The organism is Shewanella sp. UCD-KL12, from assembly GCF_001957125.1.
GTDB lineage: Bacteria > Pseudomonadota > Gammaproteobacteria > Enterobacterales > Shewanellaceae > Shewanella.
This window is the reverse complement of record NZ_MPHJ01000012.1, coordinates 60,946-79,426: the sequence shown is the minus strand read 5'-3', so window position 1 is coordinate 79,426 and position 18,481 is coordinate 60,946. Positions and strand designations below refer to the sequence as shown.

15 protein-coding genes are annotated in these 18,481 nt (G+C 43.3%); 13 read left to right on the top strand and 2 right to left on the bottom strand.

The features are described 5' to 3' along the window. Window positions 1-259 precede the first annotated feature (259 nt). On the top strand, window positions 260-2,635 hold the full coding sequence (locus BM736_RS18195) for a carbohydrate binding family 9 domain-containing protein (RefSeq protein ID WP_076414791.1): 2,376 nt from the start codon (window positions 260-262) through the stop codon (window positions 2,633-2,635). Between the two features lie 149 nt (window positions 2,636-2,784). Here BM736_RS18195 and BM736_RS18190 read toward each other — a convergent pair whose 3' ends face one another. Next, the gene (locus tag BM736_RS18190) at window positions 2,785-4,035 is read right to left on the bottom strand and encodes a diguanylate cyclase (RefSeq protein ID WP_076414789.1); all 1,251 of its coding nucleotides are present in this window, start codon (window positions 4,033-4,035) and stop codon (window positions 2,785-2,787) included. A 222-nt stretch (window positions 4,036-4,257) separates the two neighbouring features. Continuing rightward, window positions 4,258-5,445, bottom strand: coding sequence for an RDD family protein (locus BM736_RS18185; RefSeq protein ID WP_076414869.1), 1,188 nt, complete (start codon window positions 5,443-5,445; stop codon window positions 4,258-4,260). A gap of 341 nt (window positions 5,446-5,786) precedes the next feature. Between BM736_RS18185 and cysK the strand changes: the two genes are divergently transcribed. The 12 genes from cysK (at window position 5,787) to nuoK (ending at window position 18,481) form a co-directional block, all read left to right on the top strand. Further along, on the top strand, window positions 5,787-6,755 hold the full coding sequence (gene cysK, locus BM736_RS18180) for a cysteine synthase A (RefSeq protein WP_076414787.1): 969 nt from the start codon (window positions 5,787-5,789) through the stop codon (window positions 6,753-6,755). 744 nt (window positions 6,756-7,499) lie between these two features. Continuing rightward, complete coding sequence (locus BM736_RS18170; RefSeq protein WP_076414785.1) at window positions 7,500-7,931, top strand: CBS domain-containing protein; 432 nt, start codon at window positions 7,500-7,502, stop codon at window positions 7,929-7,931. Window positions 7,932-8,155: 224 nt separating this feature from the next. Then, window positions 8,156-8,545: an NADH-quinone oxidoreductase subunit A gene (locus BM736_RS18165; protein WP_076414783.1), complete on the top strand. Its 390-nt coding sequence runs from the start codon at window positions 8,156-8,158 to the stop codon at window positions 8,543-8,545. A gap of 61 nt (window positions 8,546-8,606) precedes the next feature. Then, complete coding sequence (locus BM736_RS18160) at window positions 8,607-9,188, top strand: NADH-quinone oxidoreductase subunit B (protein ID WP_372828708.1); 582 nt, start codon at window positions 8,607-8,609, stop codon at window positions 9,186-9,188. Window positions 9,189-9,191: 3 nt separating this feature from the next. Further along, window positions 9,192-10,985 (top strand): NADH-quinone oxidoreductase subunit C/D, encoded by a 1,794-nt coding sequence (nuoC, locus tag BM736_RS18155; RefSeq protein ID WP_076414780.1) that lies wholly within the window; start codon window positions 9,192-9,194, stop codon window positions 10,983-10,985. Window positions 10,986-10,993: 8 nt separating this feature from the next. Beyond that, window positions 10,994-11,713, top strand: coding sequence for an NADH-quinone oxidoreductase subunit NuoE (gene nuoE, locus BM736_RS18150; protein WP_256717967.1), 720 nt, complete (start codon window positions 10,994-10,996; stop codon window positions 11,711-11,713). Next, entirely contained in the window at window positions 11,710-13,071 is a 1,362-nt protein-coding gene (gene nuoF / locus BM736_RS18145) for an NADH-quinone oxidoreductase subunit NuoF (RefSeq protein ID WP_083700335.1), read from the top strand. The genes nuoE and nuoF overlap by 4 nt, the downstream gene beginning before the upstream one ends. Beyond that, window positions 13,068-16,037 (top strand): NADH-quinone oxidoreductase subunit NuoG, encoded by a 2,970-nt coding sequence (gene nuoG / locus BM736_RS18140; RefSeq protein WP_076414779.1) that lies wholly within the window; start codon window positions 13,068-13,070, stop codon window positions 16,035-16,037. The genes nuoF and nuoG overlap by 4 nt, the downstream gene beginning before the upstream one ends. Then, on the top strand, window positions 16,021-16,977 hold the full coding sequence (gene nuoH, locus BM736_RS18135) for an NADH-quinone oxidoreductase subunit NuoH (protein ID WP_076414777.1): 957 nt from the start codon (window positions 16,021-16,023) through the stop codon (window positions 16,975-16,977). The genes nuoG and nuoH overlap by 17 nt, the downstream gene beginning before the upstream one ends. Before the next feature lie 12 nt (window positions 16,978-16,989). Further along, window positions 16,990-17,505, top strand: a complete 516-nt coding sequence (gene nuoI, locus BM736_RS18130; protein WP_076414776.1) for an NADH-quinone oxidoreductase subunit NuoI — start codon at window positions 16,990-16,992, stop codon at window positions 17,503-17,505. After that, window positions 17,502-18,179, top strand: coding sequence for an NADH-quinone oxidoreductase subunit J (locus BM736_RS18125; RefSeq protein WP_076414774.1), 678 nt, complete (start codon window positions 17,502-17,504; stop codon window positions 18,177-18,179). Before nuoI ends, BM736_RS18125 begins: the two co-directional genes overlap by 4 nt. After that, window positions 18,179-18,481, top strand: coding sequence for an NADH-quinone oxidoreductase subunit NuoK (nuoK, locus tag BM736_RS18120; protein ID WP_076414772.1), 303 nt, complete (start codon window positions 18,179-18,181; stop codon window positions 18,479-18,481). The genes BM736_RS18125 and nuoK overlap by 1 nt, the downstream gene beginning before the upstream one ends.

The following is an 18,481-nucleotide window of genomic DNA, read 5'->3' as shown; positions in this document are numbered from 1 at the left end:
TCTTGGGTTAATTGTGCTAATTGCTTAAATAATGCAGTTCAAAGATGTAATAGCCTTCAACTATTAGCATTTACAACTAGCTCGTTAGATAGTTTATGGCGATACATCTACCAAAACAGTGTTAACAAGTATCATTAACCACCAAAGAAATAGTGACAATTCTTGTAGCATATTCTCACAGGCTAATGCTTCGCATCCTCTCAGCCTCCTGTCATAACCCGCTACATAACAACAACATAAATCTATCAGTAATTACATAATGACATTTTTAACACCTTCTAAATATTTTGCCCTCCCCCAGCTTATCGCTTTACTTCTTATAAGCTTTGTAGGGAGCTTTCCAGCCTCAGCAGGTACAAATCAGCAATTTCATATTGATATTCCAACGCTTGATCAAGGTGTCACTATCGATGGCCATCTCGATGAAGTTCAGTGGCAAAAAGCCACCAGCGCACTGCTTCAATATGAAACAAGCCCGGGTGAAAACATCCAAGCCCCAGTAGCAACTCAAGTGAAAGTCTTCGCCACTGAAACCAGTTTATTTGTGTCATTTATTGCACAAGACCCCGACTCTAATGCCAACACGAATTTAATCCGTGCCAATATCACAGACAGAGATTCCCTTTGGGGTGATGACTTAGTCGGCATTAAGCTCGATACATTCAACGATGAGCGACTCGCTTATCAATTTTTTGTTAACCCCTACGGCGTACAGATGGACTCCATTGAAAATGAGCTTACGGGACAAGAGAGTAACGCGTGGGATGGCATTTGGCACAGTAGTGGCAGGAAAACCGATGAAGGTTATTTGGTTGAAATGGAGCTGCCGCTTAGGCTGTTTAATTTCGATAGCAAGCTTGATATACAAACTTGGGGCATCGAGTTTATTCGCTTCTACCCAAGAGATAAGAGTCACAGACTTTCAACCCATGCCATAGACAGAAATAATAGCTGTCAGCTCTGCCAATTAGGCACAGCAACAGGACTGAGTGGCGTTGAGTCAGGCCAAGATCTTCAGTTGACACCTTCACTGGTGATGAGGCGTAATAGCCAACGAGATCTACAGCCTGTTGATGATTGGGAAAGTGATAACACTGTCGAACCTGGCCTAGATATCAGATGGGGGATCACCCCAAGCACCTTGCTTAGCGCCACCATAAACCCGGACTTCTCTCAAGTTGAGGCAGATGCTGGGCAACTCGACATTAATAGCACCTTCGCCCTCTTCTACCCAGAAAAACGTGCTTTTTTCTTGGATAATAAAGACTACTTCGATACCCAACTTCAGCTCTTACACACACGAAATATCGTTTCCCCTGACTATGGCGTCAAGTTAACCAGTAAGCTTGATAACCACACTTTCGCTGTCATGGCCACTAATGATACTAAGACCAATTTTTTAGTACCGGGTAACTTAAGCTCAGATATCGCTAGTATCGACGAAGAGAGTTATAACTTAGCTGGTAGATACCGAGCTGACTTTGGTAGCCAACTCTCTATCGGCGCTTTAATGACAGCAAAACAGAGCGATCAATATCATAACTATGTTGCTAGTGGAGATATCAAATACCAGCCAACAACTAAAGATACTTTTACTGCTCAATATGTCGCATCGAACACAGAATATCCTGAGGAGCTTTATAAGACATTTTGTTCTGAAGATGATTGCCTACCCGATGAACAATGCGAGATAGGTGAATGTGGTACTAATGAGCGCGTACTTAGAACAAATATTGATGGCGAAATCAGCGATGATTTTTACCGATTGAAGTATGTACATGAGAATCGAAATTGGGTTGCATTTACTCAGTATGAATCTGTGGGAGAGGACTTTAGAGCCGATCTTGGTTTCATAGATAAAGTCGATGTAACTAAGCTTGTCGCCGGTGGTGGTTATACTTGGTACCCGCTTAACTCAAGCTTTAGCCGCATTGAACTTAGCGGCGACTGGGATATTAGCCATAATCAAGCGGGTGAAATGATTGAGCAGGAAACTGAAGCTAAAGTTGAACTTGAAGCTTCAATGCAAAGCTATGTCGCCTTTGGTTTCGTTAATCGAGAGCGAGTTGGCCGACGCCATGATAGCTCCACTCTAGCGATAGAGGGGAACACGCAACTTTTTACTGAAAATATTGGTTGGTTATACTTTGAGTTCACCCCAATTCGAGAGATGCGATTGGAGCTAGATGCAGACTTTGGTGACAGCATCGACTATGCCAATGACAGGCTAGGTAGTCAGCTATTTATCAACCCTGGCATTGAATGGAAAATCACAGATTCAATATCACTGGATCTATCGCACATGTACCGTACATTAGATGTGGATGATGGCACACTATTTACTGCTAACTTGACTGACATGCGGTTAAATTGGTATTTCAATATTAACAACTTTATTCGTATTTCAAGTATCTACACAGATATCGAGCGTGATCCTAACCTGTACCTCTACTCTACGCCAAAAGCGACAGAACAAAGGCTTGGCAATGAAGTACTCTATGGATACAAGTTGAACCCTCAAAGTGTATTTTACCTAGGGTACTCAGATGGTATGCGCTCAAATGAGCAAATTGACTCATTAACACGGGATGAGCAAACCTACTTTATGAAAGTGAGTTACGCTTGGTTATTATAGGTTTTAGGAATAGGTTCTGGACTTAGATGTTAGAAGCTTCTAACAGTAAAAACACCACATAAACCAAAGGCCAACAGATTGCTGTTGGCCTTTGGTTTTAATGGCTCTTCACAAGCCGAAAAACATAGCTCTATCAACTTACAGAGCAATTACTCATGTTCGGATTCGATACACACTAAATTGCGGCCTGACTCTTTAGCATCGTACAGCGCTTTATCAGCTCTTTGTATCAATTCATCTAAGCTATCATCCGCTAATGATGCAATACCGGTACTCACCGTAATAAACAGCTCGCCTTTAGACGTTTCTATCGGCGTCATCTCAAGCTGTGAGCGAAACTTATCCATTAAGGCAAACGCCTTTTCTTCGCTCAAGCCTTTAAATGCAACGGTAAACTCCTCACCACCAAAACGTGAGACAGTAAAATGTTGTCCGAAGAAATGCTTCAATCTGGCAGAGAACTCCACGAGCACTTCATCACCAACATCATGGCCGTATGTATCATTCACCTTTTTGAAAAAATCGATATCGAGCAAGGCTACAGATAACACCCCCTGCTTCTGGTTTATCTGATTAAGTTGCTCTTCAAAAAGACCAAAGAAATAACGACGGTTATAAACACCTGTAAGGTAATCTAAATTAGCTTGCTCCCATAACTTCCTGATCATATCCAGAGAATCTAACGTATTGAGCACCCGGCAGTGAAACTCTTCATGAACAAAAGGCTTTTGTAGAAAGTCATTGGCACCATTTTTTATAAAACGGGCAGATAAGCTCTCGTCATCATCACTTGATAAACCAATAATCGCCAGCTCTTCACGGCTAAACTTCTCTCTCACTTTGAGGATCAGCCCAAAGCCATCCAAGCCTGGCATATTATAATCCGTAATAAGTAGCTGAATATCAGGTTGGCGCTGCAATACCTCCCAAGCTGAATGACCATCATCAGCTTCGATAACTTGATATAGATGTTGCTCAAGGAGACTTCTGACGAATTTACGGCTGACCTTGGAATCATCGGCAACAAGCACTTTTACATCAATATTGCGCTGCAAACGACGAACCAAACGAACAACATACTCGTAGCTGAAGCGGTTTTCTTTCAATATGTAATCGACAATGCCTAGCTGAAGTAATCGCTTACGCTGCTCAGAGTCGAGGCTGCCAGTCAGGACAATGCAGGGAGTCTGTTTTGAAAGAACCAGCTTAACAATCTCCCCCTCTTGAGCATCAGGAAGGTTCAGATCCGTTATCGCAACAAAATACTCTTTTTGTTCTAAAAATTTTTTTGCAGAGGCGAGATCCTCTGCAAAGTCGACCTCGCAGTCTAACTCTTGAGCAATAAGATGCTGTAATATTCGGGACACAACTTTACTGTCCTCAACAACTAAAATACGCAATCTCTTCTCCTAACGCTGACAATTTATTTTAATTATATTTGTGCCACTATGCTTAATCAGCACATCTATTAAAGGTAGCACTTAAGATCTTTTTGCCATATAAGATTTACCCTGTTCACAGCAAAAGATACTGTAATTGCATTATTTATCGACAGTTTGACAAGATAGTTAAGCCTTTTAAAGCAGATAATCAAATAATAAGTTCATGAAACAAAGCTAATTTCAGCTGTTATGCCTGTTAATTTGCTTAGTGTCGATAACAACAGTAGCCGATATTTTATCTTGTATGGCTTGCCTATTTGCATCCCAATAGATTTGCAGAAATCCCAATAACCCAGTTGCAAACCCTGCTCCATATCCCCCGTATCGACCAAAAGCATCCCAAAGAGACAGTTTTGTTCCATCAAGTTGAATCACTCGAATACTAAAAAGCTTTTTACCCAGTGTTTGTCCATCAAACCAGGCTGTAAATACCGTGAAATAGAAAGCCGCCCAACCAAAGCCTAAACCTAAGTCATTTAATATCCCTTTCGCCCAAGAGATTAAGCTGTAGCCACTTTCTTCTTGCTCCACCTCTCCTGTATCTAAATCTTGCAATTGGTTCAACTGACTCAAGGAGTTGCCCACTTCCTCTATCTGCTCAACATCAGATGAAATCAACCCGGGTTCGATTTTTGTATCATCTAGGCTCGACACGTCACTTGGTAAAGAATCATCCCGGTCAACTGAGTCTTGGTTATCTATTTCTTGTTCAAGCCCTACTGCGCCAGCAGGCTCTTGAGCATTAAGTTGTGCTAATTGAGCCAATATCTGTCGTTTTAACCTCTCTCTATCATCAGCAGAAAGTTCACTATCATCAATGGCGTTAGTGAGTATAGAAGCTTGCTCAGCAACTGGCAGCTTTGAACGGCTTAGTATCGGCAAGAGTTGCGCTAACTCCTCATCGGCACATGCGTATGTTTTGCATACTGAGAACCTTATGATGTAAGGCATAAACGCAATAAACTGACCTACCACTTCAACAGTTTGCTGATTTTCTGAAAAGCCTGGCTCCTCACCAATGCTTTCATCATCAATGGTGGGGAGTAAGTTACCTACAGTGACCCACAGCATCATGATAAGCATCGAGAGGTATAATCCCCATTTAAACAGCTTGCCTAGCTCACGACTCTTTCTTTGAATAAGAAGTGTTAAACCAACCAGTAAGATAAACACCCAACCAGCCTGCTCTGCCAGTACTGAAATGAGTAAACCATCGACTAACATGGCTAAACCACGTTTCAATGGAGTCGCTAATGGCGTATAGAGAACCTGAGGCGCTATCTCAAATGCAAATGGGGTCACGATCGACTTGGGATCTGGCTCAGTATTAGGGTTTAGCTTTAGCGCATCTAAAGCGTCGCTTTTCATGTCACTTGCGACATTTTGCTGTTGATTTCCATTATTCATATCTATCCATTTATTTTTTATTATTATTTTTTTAGAGTTCTCACCGCAATTTATCTATGGATTTTGTGCCCCTAAGGGCCATTTTGCTCTATATTAAAGCATCCTACTTTAACCAGCTGACAAGCGGTACAATCCAGTTAGCTTACAACAGGTTAACACTTTTCACTTATCAACAACCCTAGATTTATTACTAAACGACTGGTGATTAATAACCAAATGGAATAACGAAGAACAAACAATCACTTCTATTGCCGCTAAAGGCGATTATGATTTACTTGTATATTCAAAGGAGCAAGCAATCCATGAGCAAAATTTTCGAAGATAATTCACATACCATAGGTAACACTCCACTTGTTCGTCTTAAGCGAGTGAGCAATGACCAAGTGCTAGCCAAAGTAGAAGCTAGAAACCCAAGCTTTAGTGTTAAGTGCCGTATTGGTGCCAATATGATCTGGGATGCTGAGAAAAAGGGTTTGCTAACTCAAGATAAAGAGTTAATTGAGCCTACATCAGGTAATACAGGTATCGCTTTAGCCTATGTTGCTGCAGCTCGTGGCTACAAGTTAACCTTAACAATGCCAAACACTATGAGCCTTGAGCGTCGTAAGTTGCTAAAAGCACTTGGTGCAAACTTAGTACTGACTGAAGGTGCTAAAGGCATGAAGGGTGCTATCGACAAAGCTGAAGAGATCCGCCAATCGGCTCCTGAAAAATTTGTCCTATTACAGCAGTTTGATAACCCAGCTAACCCTGAGATCCATGAAAAAACAACGGGCCCTGAAATTTGGAATGATACAGACGGTGAAGTTGATGTCGTTGTGGCTGGTGTCGGTACCGGTGGTACTATCACAGGTGTTAGCCGTTACATTAAAAATGCTAAAGGCAAAGCGATCACCTCTGTTGCCGTTGAGCCTGCAGACTCTCCAGTCATCGCTCAGACTCTAGCGGGTCAAACTGTTCAGCCAGGACCACATAAGATCCAAGGCATTGGCGCAGGTTTCATCCCAGGTAACTTAGATCTAGAGATGATTGACCGTGTTGAGGCGGTATCAAATGAAGAGTCTATCGAAATGGCTCAACGCTTGATGAAAGAGGAAGGTATCTTAGTGGGTATCTCATCAGGAGCTGCAGTTGTTGCAGCTAACCGTATCGCTGCTCTACCTGAATTTGAAGGCAAGAATATCGTTGTGGTATTACCTTCTGCCGCAGAGCGTTACCTCTCTTCTGTGCTTTTCCAAGGCGAGTTCAGCGACGCAGAAAATGTTCAGTAGTATTTGAAGATATAAAAAGTATTTAAAGCTGAAAAAACCGGATCTTGTATCCGGTTTTTTTTCTTCAACTTCGAGGAATTTGAAATAACCTTTCTTCATCACGCTCACTAACCACGCTATCAATATCTCCCAACTTCTACTCCAAAATTCCTCAGTAGCAATGGCGCTAACCTAGCTAGAACATTCAGTAATCATTATCAATAAAGTGGCCATCAGTTAACTGTCACAACGAAACTAAAACCCTAGTTTAACTTACCATTTCCCTACTTTTTACATTTTTATCTCACAAATTATGAATTGCGTCTAACCTTAAAATAACGAGCATAATGTTATACCAACCAATATAAAGATGTGGTCGCTCAGCGAGAGTTTAGTGCTTCAGAGGCAAGGTCATTAAATGCTCCTGCGTTAATGACATTCACCACTTCTATGTGGTTTACAACGAGTGAAGAACATAGTGATTCTACGTTTTAGCTCGTTAAGGCAGCATATGACGCGCTAAAACTCGCCTTTGGGGAGTGTTTTGGCTGCGACTTCTTCGTTGAATAGCTTCACAAGGGACTAACCATTCCATTAGCTATCCGCCTTGAAGTTAGTTGCCAAAAAGCACTCTGGGTAGTTCACTTTTTATACTGATTGGTATTTGATATAGCGTCTTCATTTTCAGGAAATTACGCTATCAATAATTTCAGTTAACTCGCTATGGCTAACCGGACTACACAGTTATGATAAAAGGAGATTGTTATGGAGTCGATTAAAATTGCTGACTATATGAACAGGCATCCAGTTACATTTACGGCCCAAATGCCAATAGCTGAAGCCGTTGAACTTTTCCTAGAAAATAACCAAATTGGCGGCCCTGTTGTAGATGAAAATAGAAAGGTTATTGGCTTTCTATCAGAGCAAGACTGTTTAAGTAAAATGCTTGAAGCCACCTACCTCAATGAAAATCATTACCATGTTGGCGATGTTATGCATAAAGAGCCACTCACTGTAAAAAAGGAATCATCAGTATTGGACCTTGCCCAGCAAATGACCCATCACAAGCCCAAGATATATCCAATCACAGATCATGATAATAAGTTAGTCGGGATAATAAATCGTTCTGCAGTGCTAAGAGCGATCGATGAGCATTTGAAAGCCATGTATAGCCAAGGCCATACACGCTTAGTTTAGCTAATCGATATCGGATCACTGTGTGCTTAACGCATTGCTCGCACCCACTTTTATGTAGTTTTGCAGCGTAAGTTCATTAGATATCAATATGCTGCAAAATTATTAATTAATAACAATAAGAAATTTTTGAACTAATATTGTGAACTATGCTTTGACTCAATCGAAGCATAGGGTGAATACACGTATTTTTGGGATAATAAACAAAGAATAAGGCGCTGAACATTATGCTCTCTGCGAGTTTTATTTTTTATATATTTGCAATAATCATAGTCACCTCGACCATGATTATTGTATCCCACGCGCTTAACCCTAAAGGCACTAAGCGTAAAAATATTGACCCTTATGAATCAGGCATTGTACCTGTAGGTGACACGAATATTCGCTGGAATGTAAATTACTTCCTCATTGCCATCTCTTTCGTCATTTTCGATATAGAAGCTGTTTTTCTTTACCTATGGTCTCTTGTTGTGCTTGAGACTGGTTGGCCTGGATTTTTTACGGCAAGCATTTTTATTCTCGCGTTATTTATTGCGTTAATTTATGAGATAAAACTGGGCACCTTTGATTGGGGCACAAAAGATGGGGGAGCATCTGATGCGCTGGCAACTGAGTAAACCTAACGATAAAAAGAGTGAGCTAATTGCTACAAGCTCCTCCGCCCCCTCTTTAAATGAAGTGGTTGAAAAAAATATATTGGTTACCCGCTTAGAAGATCTTGTTGCATGGGGTAGAAGTAACTCTCTTTGGCCATTTAACTTCGGATTATCCTGCTGCTATGTAGAGATGGCTACCTCGTTTACCAGTCGACACGACATCGCTCGCTTTGGTTCTGAAGTCATTAGAGCGACACCGAGAGAAGCGGATCTTATTGTTATTTCTGGTACCGTCTTTTTAAAAATGGCTCCTGTAATTAAACACCTTTATGACCAAATGTTAGAACCCAAATGGGTGATCAGCATGGGGTCTTGTGCCAACTCTGGTGGTATGTACGATGTGTATAGTGTGGTACAGGGTGCCGATAGCTTCTTGCCTATCGATATTTATGTTCCTGGCTGCCCCCCAAGACCTGAAGCATTGATGTACGGGTTAACCTTACTTCAAGAAGCCATTAAAAATGGCGAACCGAAGCAAAGAAGGCCACTTGATCGTGTGCTCTCACCCGAAGAGATACACGCATTTGCTTGCAGAAACCTACGCGATGAAAAGCAATCGGGGCGTCAAACGGTTAATAAACTGACGCCACCGGACAGGGTGTAACCTATGGGTATCTTGACGAAGGAGTTGTCAACACCACCTAGCGCCCCTTTCCAACGCGCCGAGCACACATTGGCTGGCCTGCCTGAACTCGAACGTTTACTGACTGATGATAGCTACATCCAAAAAACCAAAGATGAAATATTAACCATCTGGATAGATAAAACCCAATTAATCCCCGTATTAACCCTACTTAAAAACCTACCAGAACCATTTAACTTTCTATTCGACCTCTATGCCGTTGATGAACGTTTAAGACTTGATAGGAAGAGTTTGCCAACCAAATGTTTCACCATTGTCTATCAACTTCTGTCAATACAGCGCAACCAAGACATACGGATAAAAATCGCGATAGAAGAAGCTGAGCACCAGGTAAGTATTACCCCGATTTGGCCATCGGCAAACTGGTATGAGCGCGAGGCGTGGGATCTGTTTGGGATTGTATTTGATGGACACCCCAATTTATGCAGAATCCTGTTACCGGCAACTTTTACAGGCCATCCATTAAGGAAAGAGTTTGCCTGCCGTGCAACTGAGAACCCGCCCTTTACACTCGATGATGACAAGCTAGCAATGGAGCAAGATGCACTTCGTTTTGACCCAAAACAGTGGGGAATGGATGATTCGAATGAAGATAATGATTACCTATTCCTCAATTTAGGCCCTAATCACCCAAGTGTTCACGGTGTGTTTAGAGTCGCATTACAACTCGATGGTGAACGGATAAAAAATGCAGTACCTGACATAGGGTACCATCACCGAGGTGCAGAAAAGATTGCCGAGCGACAAACCTGGCATGGCTTTATCCCCTATACAGACAGAATCGATTACTTAGGGGGAGTGATGAATAACTTCCCTTACATATTAGCCATTGAGCAATTAGCCGATATTCAGGTTTCAGAGCGGGTTAAATGCATTCGAGTCATGTTAGCTGAGTGCTTCCGTATTCTCAGCCATATGCTGTTCTTTGGCACGTTTGCTCAAGATGTCGGCCAACTTTCCCCCATATTTTATCTTTTTATTGATAGAGAAAAACTGTTTAGCATCATAGAGGCTATCACTGGCGCTAGGATGCACCCAAGTTGGTTTAGGATTGGCGGTGTCGCCCAAGACCTTCCTCACGGCTGGCATATTATGATGCAAGAGTTTGTTGACTATTTCCCAGCCAAACTCGACGAATATGAAGTCATGGTGATGCAGAACAGTATTCTTAAACAGCGAGCCGTTGGTATTGGTAAATATAATACCCAGCAGGCGCTAGAGTGGAATATTTCCGGAGTCGGTCTTAGAGCCACAGGCTCTGATTGGGACCTTAGAAAATCCCGCCCCTACTCAGGTTATGAAAACTATCAATTTGATGTACCGACATCTGATAACGGTGACGCCTATGATCGTTGTCAGCTCAGAGTTGATGAGATGAGGCAGAGCATCAAAATCATCCAGCAATGTATCGACCATATGCCCGAAGGCGATTACAAAACCGCTCACCCCTTGACCACACCACCAAAAACAGAGCAGAGCAAACAAGATATCGAAACCTTAATCCAGCACTTCATTAATGTTAGCTGGGGGGCGGTGATGCCAAAAGGGGAGTCTAGCTTTGCGGTAGAAGCCACTAAGGGGATTAATGCTTATAGCCTTATCTGCGATGGAACCAGTTCCAGTTACAGAACACGGATCCGTACCCCCTCATTTCCACACTTACAGATGATCCCTCAAATGACAAAAGGACTGATGGTGGCCGATTTGATTGTGATACTGGCCAGTATCGACTTTGTTATGGCCGATGTGGACAGGTAGGAGCTGATATGCCTCAATCATTCAATCAAGAGTTGATGATACCGATCCAAGAGGTGATGTCTGTAAATAAGACATCTGATGATAAGTGCCAAAGTACAAGCAGAACAGACTCACCTGATGATTTAGAAAGGCCTGAAACTCGATACGAACAAACCCAGACTCAAGCTTCAATGAGTACCATAGGCACTTGTCCACTCACAACAAGTAACCAGCAGGTTCCATCTAAGATGGAATCTCAAGGTGAAAGCTCATCACTAAGCAGTTGTGAAATGAGACAGATTGACAAATTACTTTCATCTGCGCCTAACCGAGCAGCTATTTCTATAGATGCCCTTAAAATCATTCAGGAAAAGCGTGGCTGGGTCAGTGACGAAAGCTTGTTACTACTCTCTCAATACACCCATATCCCAGTTTCTAACCTCGACTCTGTAGCGACTTTTTATAATCTCATTTTCAGGCAAGCTGTTGGTGAAATAGTGCTTCATCCATGCAACGGCATCAGTTGTGATCTGATGGGGGGGCAGTTAGTGAGGGACACCATCATTAATCAGCTACATATTCAACCGGGACAAACTACTGCCGATAATCGATTCACCCTTATTCCGCTGCCATGCCTAGGCGCCTGTGATAAAGCGCCAGTAATGATTGCGGCAAAACAGCTTTATCAACAATTAGCGCCACACAGTACAACCCAGCTGATTAACCAGTTACGCGGTGATAAGTCATGAACCCTCCTCATAACCCACTAACGCGCTTTATTACAGATGACCCCAACAGCTGGCGCTTAGCCAGCTACATCCGCTTAGGTGGTTATGATGGGCTCAAGCAAGCCTTAAGTATGAGCCCAGAGACGCTGTTAGAAGAGATAAAACAATCTAACCTTAGGGGGCGCGGCGGTGCAGGATTTCCAACAGGGCTAAAGTGGAGCTTTGTACCACGTGGCGAAGACGCGCCATCACAAAAATACCTCATCGTTAATGCCGATGAAATGGAGCCCGGTGCATTTAAAGACCGCTGGTTACTTGAGCGTACCCCCCATCAAATCATTGAAGGATTACTGATTGCAGGCCTTACTCTAGGTGCCGATCAGGGTTATATCTTTTTAAGAGGGGATTACTACCTCGCCCAGCAGCGATTACAAGCAGCTATCGAGGAGTGTCGTAATAAGCAACTACTTGGCAAGCATATTTGTGGCCAGACATTTAACTTCGATATTCATATTCACAGCAGCGCTGGACGCTATATCTGCGGTGAAGAAACTGCGTTAATCAACGCTATGGAGGGGAAAAGGGCTAACCCTAGAAGTAAACCACCTTTTCCGCAAGTGGCAGGACTTTGGGGAAAACCAACCATAGTCAATAACGTTGAGACTTACTGCAACCTCCCCCACATCATCAACTTTGGTAGCCAATGGTTTAAAGCACTTGGGCTCGGCCAAGATGCTGGCACTAAAATTTTTGGGGTGAGTGGTAGAGTCAAACAACCAGGGCTCTGGGAGCTGCCCATGGGGACAAGCATTAGGGAGATCATCGAGGAGCACGCTGGCGGAATGAGCCTAGGCTACCAGCTAAAAGGCTTCCTTCCTGGGGGCGGCTCTACTGACTTTCTAACTAATGAGCACTTAGATGCCCACATGGATTACGATGAGATTGGTAAATTAGGCAGTCGTATGGGCACTGGAACGATTATTATTCTAGATGATAAATATTGCCCTATTGCTATGGTACTCAACTTAGTTAAATTTTTCGCTCAAGAGTCTTGTGGCTGGTGTACCCCTTGCCGAGATGGCCTACCTTGGGCCGTATCATTGCTCGAAAAGATTGAGCGTGGAGAAGGTGAGCTACAAGATCTGCAGCAATTAAAGGAGCTCTGCCAGTTCGCCGCCCCAGGTAATACCTTTTGTGCGCTTGCACCTGGCGCGGTTGAGCCCCTACAGAGTGCGCTTAAGTATTTTAAAAAAGACTTTGAATCCCACATTAATCATCAGTGCTGTCCCTATCAGCAAACTGACAGCCTTATTTCAAACAATGAGCAGACAGCTTCAGACACCTCAAGCTCTCATGGGCACCAAGAGGTCAACCTATGACTCATAAAGCTCATGAACCCCAAGGTGTCACTATCACCATTGATAACAAAAACTATCAAGTACCCAAAGCGGGAAACCTGTTACAAGCCTGTCTCTCATTAGGTCTCGATCTCCCCTACTTCTGCTGGCATCCTGAGTTAGGCTCTGTGGGCGCATGCAGACAGTGCGCGGTGAAACTGCATCAAAATGCCGAAGATACTGTTGGGCGCTTGGTCATGTCATGTATGACCCCAGTGACTGATGACATGATCATTTCAATGCAAGATCTAAGCTCAAGCACCTTTAGAAAAACAAATATTGAAACTATCATGACTGGGCACCCTCATGACTGCCCAGTATGTGAAGAGGGGGGAAACTGTCACCTGCAAGATATGACTGTAATGAGTGGCCATATAAACAGGCGCTACCAAGGAAAAAAACGCACTCATCTGAACCAATATCTCGGCCCTTTGCTCACTCATGAGATGAACCGATGTATTGGGTGTTATCGCTGTGTTCGATTCTATCGCGATCACTGTGGAGGTGAAGATCTCAATGTATTTGGATCCAAAAGTCATCTCTATTTCGGCCGAGTAAAACCTGGAAAGCTGGAAAATAGTTTTTCAGGTAATCTCGCAGAGGTCTGCCCAACGGGTGTATTTACCGATAAGCCTTTTTCTGAGCACTATACTCGCAAGTGGGATCTACAAACCGCCCCGACCATCTGCCCACACTGCAGCCTAGGATGTAATATCACCTTAGGTGAGCGTGATGGTAAGGTTCGCCGAGTCACGAATCGACATCATGATGATATCAACGGTCACTTTATCTGTAATACAGGCCGTTTTGGTTATGAGCATGTCAATCATAGTGAGCGACTTGATGAACCATTAAGAAGAAACAATCATACACAAACCACAGATACGATTAGCTCGACACAAGCCATACAAGCGCTAACTCAAATAATTACCCCCTTAGATACAGCTAACTCTCATCGCTGGATTGCACTTGGCTCAGCAAGAACTCACATAGAAAATAATGCAGCATTAATGAAACTGGTAGGTGAAGATAATTTCTACCTCGGCGTATCCGATAATGAGCTATTGATGTTACAGATGCTCACTCACTTTTATCAGCAGCAAGGGATATCCCCCCTCTCTATTAAACAAGTTCAAGCCTGTGATTGCGCCCTCATTATTAATGAAGATATCAGCCATACCGCGCCTAGATTAGCACTATCAATTCGACAAATGAGTCGCAATTTAGGCATACAACAAGCAGCAAGATTGGGTGTCCAGTACTGGCAGGACGATGCCGTTAGAAATATCGCACAAGATACTCGCTCACCCGTTAACATTATCAGCGTTGCAATATCTGAACTCAAAAACATTGCGAGTGATGAGCTGATAGCCTCGCCGAATGAGCAAGTCTCGCTAGTGAAAGAGCTACAGACGCTGATATTTAACGCCTTATATGAAAAAACGGTAGCGCTCCCCTTACCCGATGAAGCCAGTCAACTCAGGCTTAAATCACTCAGTGAAGCAATAACCCAGAAAACCAACCCAACGCTCCCTTTGCCTCACACCCCAACCTCTACTCGTATACTCGCTATTGCTCAAGGCCTCATTAATGCTAATAACCCAGTAGTCATATCTGGCTTACAGAGTCAAAGCCCTACGCTGTTAAAAGAGACTCTGCTGTTAATACGCTTGCTCAAAGCAGTGAACGGTAATACTGGATGCTATGGTGTCACTAAACATGCTAACGATCTTCATCTGGGGATGCTCGCCAATCAGATGGTTACCGCGCCAGTGGGTACAAAAGGTGTTAATGCAAAAGATGTTGAAAAAAGGGGCCCTAAAGGCGTTGAGTCATTTGTGAGTATGCTCACAGCTCACTCAAACAAACAAGGTGAAAGCAGTGAAAATACCATCGCGTTGCCAGTCAGCATTATTATTCTTGAGACTGATCTATACCGCTATATCGACGCTTCACAGCTTGAGGCCGTTTTCGACGCAGTTGATAACATAATTGTTATCGACCAAGTACTCACACCCACGGCCAAAATGGCCGATCTTGTTTTGCCTGCAACCTCTTTTGCAGAATCAGAAGGTTGCTACTTAAGCTCAGAAGGCAGACTGCAATTTGCCTTCTCGACTATTCAGCCACTTAATCATCGTCAAATGCCATGGCGATGGCTATCAGAACTCACGGGCCTTACAACGAGTGAGCAGATACATCTATGGTTATCAGAGCAAAACCTTGACTTTAAGCCTATCAAGACATTCTCTACACTCGATGAAATAATCCAAGCGAGCCCCTTTAACATTGCTAAGCAAACTTGCCGTTCAAGTGCTCGAACCGCTATCAATGCCACTTCAGATGTAAAAGAGAAGCCCCCTTTATCTGATAGCAAGATGCCATTTACTCAATCTATGGAGGGAGTAGCAGGCTTCAGGCAAAGCCAGATTAATGTGATCACAGTATTACCCGCCAATAGCTGGTCACCCAAATGGAACTCAGACCAAGTCCGTTATAGCAATACTCAAGACTCTCCATGGATAGCTGGTATAAAGATTTTTGATAGCGCCAAAACAGATGACAGGATACAAGAGTGCGACTTATCTGAGGTAAGCAGTTATGAGCAAGAGGCTCTTCATCATGATGAATCTCTCACAACGCCTTTAACACCAAAGGCGAATCTATACGCTGATTTTGAACTTGCTGCGTGCTCACTATCAGTTAGAACAATGACACCAGAGCCACGTATTAGCCTCCACTCATCCCTTGCAGCAAAACTGAACCTAGCTCATGGCGAGCTTATACTGGTTAAAGGTTCAAAACACAGCGTCAAATTAATATGTGAAGTCAACGACTTCCAATCATCAGCTGTCGCTCAAATTCCTAACCCCTTGCTCTGCTTACTTGGCAAGCGGGCCAAGTTAATCCCCCTTAAAAATAGAGAGGTAAATGATGGCACTTCTTGACGTTCTGCTAGTGCCAACAAGTGTTTTGCTGCTATTACTGTTAGCCGCAGCTTGGTCGACTTGGCTTGAAAGGCGCTTACTAGGGGTGTGGCAAGATAGACTAGGGCCTAATCGAGTCGGCCCAATGGGGCTACTTCAGGTCATCGCTGACATGATTAAGATCTTTACTAAAGAGGATTGGGTGCCTCCCTTTGCTGATAAAGCGCTCTTTATCATCGCCCCTATGATACTCATGATGATGACACTACTTGGCTTCGCCATCATCCCATTTTCACCAGACATACAGATTGCTGATTTTAATAATGCACTATTGTTTATTCTCGCATTAAGCTCATTATCAGTTTACAGCATCATGCTGGCAGGCTTCTCTTCAAATAGTAAGTACGCGCTACTCGGCGCAATGCGAACCGCAGCTCAAATGCTCTCTTATGAAGTCTTTATGGGCTTGGCTATAATGGGAGTCGTAATAATCAGTGGAAGTTTCAGCCTCAATGAGATTGTCCATCAACAACATGATTACTGGTTTATTGTCTATCAACCGCTTGGGTTTATACTTTTTTTAATTGCAGGGGTCGCTGAAAGCCACAGGGCACCATTTGATCTACCTGAAGCTGAAACAGAGATTGTCGCAGGTTTTCATACCGAATATTCGAGCATGAAGTTTGGTATGTTCTTTATAGGCGAATACCTTGGCGTTATCTTTATCTCCTCGCTTATTACCACACTCTATTTTGGCGGATGGCAAGGCCCTCTTCTCCCCCCCATTGTTTGGTTTTTACTAAAAACAGTTTTTTTCGTTTTGTTTTTCATACTTCTACGAGCAGCCATTCCTAGACCTAGGTACGACCAATTGATGCGGTTTGGCTGGGCGGTACTCCTTCCTCTATCACTTTTGAATCTACTGTTAACAGCCCTTTGGCAGTTAACAGTAGAACTTTAAAGGAGAGTGAGTTTGATTAGTCAAATAAAAACCCTTATCTCTGTCCTTAAACATACGTTTACACCTGCTGATACCCGCCAGTATCCAGAGGAGAAGCCTTATCTTTCACCTCGTTACAGGGGACGTATTATCCTCACTCGAGATCCTGACGGAGAGGAACGATGCGTAGCATGTAACCTTTGCTCAGTAGCATGTCCAGTCGACTGTATCTCTGTGGAAAAAACAGAGTTATCCGATGGCCGCTGGCAAGCAGATACATTCACCATCAACTTTTCACGCTGTATTATGTGCGGCTTTTGCGAAGAGGCATGCCCAACACATGCCATACAACTTACCCCTGATTTTGAGATGGCTGAATATGACAGACAAAACCTAGTTTACGAAAAGCAACACTTGCTGATTGATGGCCCTGGAAAATACCATCAATACAATTTTTATAAGGTCAGTGGTAAAGCAATTTCAGGTAAAGAGAAAGGCGAAGCAGTGAATGAACAGGCGCCTATCGACGTAAGGAGCTTACTGCCATGAACGAATTAATATTTCTGCTCACAGCCACTATTGCCATTGTAGCTGCACTCATCACGGTTACATCGCACAATATTGTTCACGCCCTCCTCTATTTAGTGACTATGATGCTAGCCGTTGCACTCATCTTTTTCTTGCTCGGCTCCCCTTTTGCTGCCGCTTTACAGATCATCGTATACGCAGGGGCAATCATGGTGTTATTCGTTTTCGTCACTATGATGTTGCACCAAGGTGAGCACAGCTTATCTTCTGAGCGTAAACTTTTTAGCACCAAGGCGGCAATGGGCCCGCTGATACTGTCGAGCATATTAGTGATTGAACTGCTCGTGATCTCCATGGGTGCTGTCGGCCTACATACCGAAACGTTAATCAATAGTGTTTCAGTGAAACAACTCGCTATTGCGCTGTTTGGGCGCTACCAAGCTCTAGTGGTTTTATCTGCAGTTCTGCTGCTAGCAGCCCTTGTCAGCGCGATACATATAACCAAGAGACAGTTCGGTAAGGGGCAGTACAGTAAAAACCAGCTCGAGGTTAACCACAGCCACCAGCCCGGCGAGGCTAGTACTGTAAAAGCTGGTTTTGTAAAAGCGGATCATGCCCCCATCAAAATAGTATCAAGTCTCGACAGCACAAACCTGAACACTATTGACACTATTAACACAGGGAGCAAACGCTGATGATAGCGATTATCTGGGTGCTCGTGTTAAGTATCGTGCTATTCACTATCGGCTTATTTGGTTTACTTAGCCGTAGAAACTTGCTCTTTATGCTTATCTCATTGGAGATAATGCTTAACGGTATTGCTTTAATATTCATCGCTGCTGCAAGTTTACATAACAATGTAGACGGGCAACTGATGTACTTGCTCATTCTCACACTGGCAGCTTCTGAGGTCGCAGTCGGTCTCGCACTCGTTATCCATATATTCAGACATCAAAAAGACTTAGATGTCGATAAACTCACCAAGTTGAGGGGCTGA